This window comes from Nitrosomonas aestuarii (genome assembly GCF_003046585.1).
Lineage (GTDB): Bacteria > Pseudomonadota > Gammaproteobacteria > Burkholderiales > Nitrosomonadaceae > Nitrosomonas > Nitrosomonas aestuarii.
Window position 1 is genome coordinate 336,486 of record NZ_QAAE01000001.1, and the last position, 6,838, is coordinate 343,323.

Genomic DNA, 6,838 nt, shown 5'->3' on the forward strand with positions numbered 1-6,838 from the left:
CCCTTGTGATCAAACCAATCCAATACATAATTTTTTTTATTTGCCTTTTTTTTATGACCGGGAGTTTTGCTCAAACCGGTAAATCAGAAGGCACACTGGAACAATACAAAGAATTACTTGTTGAACAGGAAAGGAAATTTGAACAACAACGTCAACTCCTCAATGAACAGGGTAAAGAGCTTGAACGTTTAAGAGAACGTCTGGATGCGTTGTCTCAACAAACGGCGAACATATCAGAAAAAGTAAGTCCTCCGAAAGAAAGTTTGCCGACTCAGGCAACTGCCTCGACCCCACAGGCAAAAGAAGAAGAAAAAAAACCATCTGATCAGCCACCCACCGGACCAGTCGGTCAAGCCCCGCCGCAGACAACCGACCCAGAAAGACCGCCTGAAATGCCAAGATTATCTGAAACGGTTGGCGGCGTATTAACAAAAAAAGGAAATATCGTTGTTGAGCCTTCTCTGGCTTATGCATTTTCAGACAACAATCGGGTCTTTCTGGACGCTTTTACATTTCTGCCGGCAATCGTCATTGGTTTGACCGATATTCGTGAAGTCAAGCGCCACAGCCTTTTTGCCAGCCTTGGGCTACGCTATGGCGTGACAAATCGCTTCGAGGTGGAGGCCAGAGTACCTTACGTTTATCGTGCAGATATACAACGGTCTCGGCCTGTCAGCATTGGTGCCAGTATTAATGAAACTTTTAACGCGGATGGAAATAACATCGGTGATATCGAGCTGGCCGCACGTTATCAGCTCACCACTGGCTCAAATGGCTGGCCTATTCTGGTCGGTAATTTAATTACAACGCTACCCACCGGAAAAAGCCCGTTTGACATTGAATTCGTTGAATCACAAGAGGTCCCTGGCGCCATGTTTCCGACAGAAGCCCCTACTGGTATCGGGTTTTTTACTTTTCAGCCCAGTGTAACTGCGCTTTATCCAACTGACCCAGCGGTGTTTTTTAGCAATATCAATTATACCTATACCATGAGTACCAATGAGAATGCAGGTAAAATCAACCCAGGCGATGCTGTTGGCTTAACTTTTGGAATGGGGTTTGCAGTCAATAACCGGTCGTCATTTAACCTGGGATATTCACACCGGCATTTTTTCAATACTTACGTCAGCGGAGATAAAATTGGGGGTAGTGCGCTGGATATCGGACAATTATTATTGGGTTATTCATTTAAATACTCCAAACGAACGAATTACAATTTGTCGGTAGGTGTGGGAACAACTAATAATGCGCAGGATATTAACCTGAACTTTAGAGTACCAATGACGTTTTGATTATTTTTTATTACCGGCTTCTTTCATGTCTGCTTTCTCAATTTAGAGCTTACTCGTAAAGTATAACCAATCAATTATATGTGTTAATGCCACAGCATTGGTAAATTGTAATGGCAAGTCAATGATATATGCTAATAACCGTGCGTCATGATTTGTATATGGGTAACTCGGATTTTGTTCGCTCCTCAACATGTATCTTTTTAGTTGGCAGTTTTCTTCTTGGTAATTCCCCCATTATTAACCGAAGTTAAAAGTAGGGGTTAATGAGCCAATAGAGCAAGCTGTTGTTTCGGTGTTATTCCTCCAATGGCGGTGTTAGGCCGTTCATGATTATAGGTCCACAGCCATTTTGTTGCACAGCCCTGAACCTCGTTGATTGATTCAAAGCAGTGATAGTTTAACCAGTCATAGCGTACGGTTTTGCTGTAACGTTCAATATAAGCATTTTGCTGGGGATTGCCCGGTTGAATGAATGCCAGTTGTGTACCTTTCTTTTCCGCCCACGCGACTAATGCACCACTGATGTATTCGGGGCGGTTGTCACAGCGAAGCCGGTCACAGGCTTGCCACGCCATTCGATCAGACGGTCCAGTGTGCGTATGAAGCGCTCCGCAGGTAAGGAAAAATCCACCTCAATACCCAATCCTTCACGGTTACAGTCGTCCAGTATATTCAGTAGCCGAAAGCTTCGGCTATCCTCCAGCTGGTCATGCATGAAGTCCACTGATAATTCCCTTGATATTTGGAATTCTGCCACAGAACATTAAATTGGAATGCGCATAATTTTCCGGGAAACCGATAATATCAAAGGTTTTTAACGAGAATTTAACATTGGTTATGTTATAAAAATGGAGACAACTACAGCCTGGTAACGTAAAAATCAGTTTTTTAATATTTTCGATAGAACCATATTTCACATCTGACATGAATTAACTATAAGAGATTGATACTATGAAATATTATTATTTTGTTGCAGTCATTTTAGTATGGTTTTAGTTGCATATGATGAGCAAGGTCAGATCAGTATCTGTCAAGCCAAATATTCGGGAGGACTGTGATAGCAATAATCGAGAAAAGAGATCAATTCTGACTTAAGTAATTTTGAATGCTCTGTTACAAAAAATTGTAACGGTTGAAGCCAGCACTTTGATAAATGCAATTATGAAATTTAAACATTGAATTGTTTTTCAATAAGACAAACTGTGAGTCTGTTTTGGTATTGCCATTGCAAAACGATCGAATTTGCAGGCCTCTATGCATAATTATTTTCTAATCATTCTTTGGGAGAAACTATGAATAATACTGTAGAAATAAAAAGATTCGAGATAGTCATAAGAAAAGATAAACTCTCTAAAATAGTTAGTTTGCTATCGAAAACTGAGGTACGTGGCTATACCGTTATTAAACAGGCTGGCGGTTTAGGATCCAGTGGCGCCGTAGATCCTGGTGATGTGATCCTTAATGAAGAAAATGTTATTGTTATTCTTGCCTGTCAAGAAGAGAAAGCACAAAAATTGCTAACTGAAATACAACCAATAATGAAAGACTTGGGCGGTATGTGTTTGATTTCTGATTGTCTCTGGCTAGGAAGTCCGACAGGTTCTTTTTAGTTTCGGATCTTCGAATAAGCTGTAACTAATAGTCTGCGATACGTGTCAATTTATATTAATAAGTTCCACGTGTCGCAACTTTAGTGGTGGGCAGTGATAATTTTAGAGAGTCGGTTCATTCTGAATTATCTGCTGACGCGGAAATGCCGGAAATGACTGGTCAACCATTAAACGACATTGTAGAACAGTTTGGGTTAAGTCACTATGGCAGCGAGTCAGGTTAAGTTGCAAAATTTGAACTGTGAATTAACGAAAACGCACATTTGGCAGCGTCAATGTGTAAGGTAGAAGATTTAATAATCAATAGTTTTGACCTCCTTTAAGGACTCTGACTGCAGAACAAAATATTAGTTAATTTTTGATTAAATATTTCAAGAGATGAATTTGCCTAATATATAATATGCAAATCACTTGCTAAGTTTTGCTCTTTGTTTGTGCAATATAGTCATGGAGGTTCAATTATGAGATACTCATTACATAGTGTACTGTGTATTGTCATTATGATGTCTGTGAACGCGATGCAGGATGCGGTCCGCATCGTCTACGCACAAACTGTTAGCGTGGGCAAAGACGTAAATATCAGCGAGTCCGCACAAGACGATAATATTGATCAGGCAAGTGAGGTCATTATCGAAGTCAATCCGTTGAATCCGAAGCATCTTGTAGTGAAAGCAAATACGGAACACTTCCTCTATTCATCCCTTGATGGAGGATATAGCTGGCGAAGTGTTGATGTACAAATTCCCAGTCAAGTGACAGGTTTTTTAACAGACCCATCGCTGGCCTTCGATGATGAAGGCACGCTGTATGCTGCCATGGGTAGCACGAGTTCAAAACAGGTAGCCGTGTGCCGCTTTGAAAATGGTGCATTTGAACATGATCCAGTTCCCTCTACCTGCTCAGTGACGCCAGCCGCCGACAAGTGGCATATCGGTGCTGGACCCGCACCAGGGGATCCCATGACCCAAAATGTATATATGGCGTATGCAGCAGAAGGTGGTTTTTTGCTTACCAGACCGATACATGTGAGCTATTCATATGATCGCGGCGAAACATTCCAGCAGTCAAACCAAAAACTAGGGGACGGGCAGTTCCCACGCCCTGTTGTTGCCGCAAATGGCGATGTCTATGTGGCATGGATGAGTAGTGATGGAATCCGTGTCGCTCGGTCGACGGATGGCGGACAAAATTTCGGCCCAGAGCTCGCTGCCGACCCAAATGCCACATATTTTATCGCTAGTGTTCCAGCACAACCCGAGCGAAACATTTATACCGGCCCAGTCATCGATGTCGATCGCAGTGGCGGGCCCTATAGTGGTTCAATTTATGTAGTTTACGTCGTTAAAGGTCCTCTCGGTACGTACGACTACGATATCTTCCTGGTACGATCCGGTGACAACGGACAGACCTGGACGCCGCCCATCCGTCTCAATGACGACAACGTTGGTGCAACGCAGTTCCTGCCCTGGCTGGATGTTGACCAGAAGACCGGCACTGTAAGTGTTGTATGGTACGACACCCGCGGCGACCAGCCCGACAATGTTAAAGTAAGGACATATCTGACTACCAGTGTGGATGGCGGACGGACATTCAGTCCTAACATCGCGATTGCAGATGCAGAATCCGACGAATCCAACCACGGCACCCACCTGACGAGCAAATCCGATTACGCTGAATACATCGGTGTCGCGGTCGATGGCTGTGTCGCGCACGTCGTATGGTCGGATAATCATATGACGCGTGCCCGCGCTGATGGTTTTTTCAGTCGAAACCCGGTACACAACGAAACCATGACACTGAACGGTGTTGTGTGGACATTCGTCAACCAAAAGAACGCGCCAAATCAAACTGAGATTGGTGTGAACCAGGATAAACGCTTAGCGATAAGCGAGACATTGGCAAATTTAGTGCAGGATTTGCGTGCATCGACAAACCCAGATATTAACGAGGCAGACTATACCTTCAATAGTGGTAATGTTCTGAGCATTCAGGCAAAGGTCGCGGGACCAGCCGGCGGAAACTTTACCTTGGATGCTTCAGGAAATTACAGCAATTTCAAGAACGCAGACCGGATCATTCCCAGGCTTATCACGAGTCTCAACCTGAAAACGGACCAGGTTCCAGTTCCCTGCACACCCGGTGACCAGGTACTGGTCATTAACAGGCTTGGTTTTCCGCTCGGCGCTGGCAGTATTCTGCGATATGACGGAAGGTCTGGTGTTTTCATCGACGAGTTTATCCCGAACTGCTCAAGCGTGGATCCGTTGGGGCAGTGCGATTCAATTCCAGGAGCTGCCGAGAATCCAGTTGATATGACGTATGGACCTGATCAGAAACTTTATGTTGCAGACGCTCCGATTGGATCGTTCGGGTTCGCTCCGACTGGCATTGCGGTGAAAAGATATAACGGAACTACAGGAAAATATAACGACTTCAATGATCCTGATCCTAATGCTGCCTTTGTCAATTACGGCGAGGGAGGCCTTGAGAGTATTGGCGGATTAGTTTTCGGGCCTGACAGTAACCTTTATGTCAGTGATGATCTGACGGGTGGGATTTTGCGCTATCATGGGCAAACTGGCGCCTTCATAGATACATTTGTTTCTGAGAATACACTGCGCTCACCAGGAAAGACCTTGTTTGGCCCGGATGGCAATCTCTACGTAGTCAACTGTGGTGGCACCGAGGTCTCGCGGTTCCAGGGACCGTTCAATATCAATCCGGGTGCAGATATGGGCGTCTTTGTTGCCGCTAGTGCAGAGATCTACAATAGCGTATTCGGCCCAGATGGACAGTTCTATGTTTCAGTGGGCAATTCGAATACCTACGCTGTGCATCGTTATCAGGGTCCGTTCGATATAAATCCTGGCCAATTCGTGGATGCCACTGAACTGCCTGATGGAGCAGTGTTTTCGTGTACGGGAGGACTGGCATTTGGCCCGGATGGCTTTCTGCATATAAGTCGGAGTGACGCATTCAGTGGGATACTCCGACTGGATCCAGAAACGAACACTATTATTGGCAGACATTCCGCTATCCCGGCTCCGGGCAAGTTTGTCTACTCATCTGTGCCGGAAGTTCGAGAGCTGCCAGGGGATTTCGATCGAGATGGTTGCGTTGATCGAGTTGGGGATATGTCGATCCTCCTGAATGCCATTCGCGCAGCATCGACAGACGATCGGTTCGATCTCAACGGAGATGGTATTGTCAACATTGCCGATGCGCGCAAGCTTACTTTGTTGTTCTCCGAGCCAAGGGGGGCGGTCTGTCCTTGAGGATCGAGATAAGTTGTATTGGTGAAACACAGTTGTAAACACGGATAAGGGGTGCTGATTCAGACTTAATCTGTTATTTGACTTGAAAAAGTGAGAGTTGCCGGTTTTGATAGAAGTGTAATATTTTATTACAACCATAAGGAAGTAACCCTCATGACTCATTGTTAACACCAAGCGACTTTGTCGTATCTTAATTACCAGGCGATTCTGTCGTAATCGCTAATTACCAAGGGAAACTGTCGGTCTCTTTTTTACATGTTTGTTAGTGTTCTTTTTTTGAATACTGGAGGCATGTTGAGGATGATTGTGATGGATTCTAAAGCTCAACTCACCGTTGATATAATTGCTAAAATTGTTGAAGGCAGAATAACAATTGCTAATGGTGCCAAATTACTCAGTAAGTGTCGACGCACCATTGAACGCTATGTGACGCGATATCAGCAAGTCGGTATTCAGTTTGTCGTGCATGGTAACAGTGGCAAGTTACCGTCAAATAAAACGCCAACGTCGATTAAAAAAACGGTGCAAGCCTTAATTAAAGACAAGTATTTTGATTTGAATTTGCAGCACCTTGCTGAAAAGCTTGAGACCGATGAACACATTGTGGTGAAACGAGAAACGCTGAGAGGCTGGGCGCATGATATCCATCATGTAAAGCGAG

General features: G+C 44.4%; 3 protein-coding genes and 2 pseudogenes. 4 read left to right on the forward strand and 1 reads right to left on the reverse strand.

What is annotated here, in order from left to right; translation table 11 throughout:
• The first annotated feature begins 53 nt into the window (after positions 1 to 53).
• On the forward strand, positions 54 to 1,292 hold the full coding sequence (locus C8R11_RS01620) for a transporter (protein ID WP_219908517.1): 1,239 nt from the start codon (positions 54 to 56) through the stop codon (positions 1,290 to 1,292).
• Between the two features lie 260 nt (positions 1,293 to 1,552).
• Here the strand turns inward: C8R11_RS01620 and C8R11_RS01625 are convergent.
• Positions 1,553 to 2,019 (reverse strand): annotated as a pseudogene (locus C8R11_RS01625) (integrase core domain-containing protein); the annotation flags it as partial.
• Positions 2,020 to 2,584: 565 nt separating this feature from the next.
• Between C8R11_RS01625 and C8R11_RS01630 the strand changes: the two are divergent.
• The 3 genes and pseudogenes from C8R11_RS01630 to C8R11_RS01640 all read left to right on the forward strand — a co-directional run.
• A complete protein-coding gene (locus tag C8R11_RS01630; protein WP_107794168.1) occupies positions 2,585 to 2,902 on the forward strand; it encodes a P-II family nitrogen regulator in 318 nt (105 codons plus the stop codon).
• A gap of 461 nt (positions 2,903 to 3,363) precedes the next feature.
• A complete protein-coding gene (locus C8R11_RS01635) occupies positions 3,364 to 6,177 on the forward strand; it encodes a hypothetical protein (RefSeq protein WP_107794169.1) in 2,814 nt (937 codons plus the stop codon).
• 300 nt (positions 6,178 to 6,477) lie between these two features.
• Positions 6,478 to 6,838 (forward strand): annotated as a pseudogene (locus C8R11_RS01640) (helix-turn-helix domain-containing protein); the annotation flags it as partial.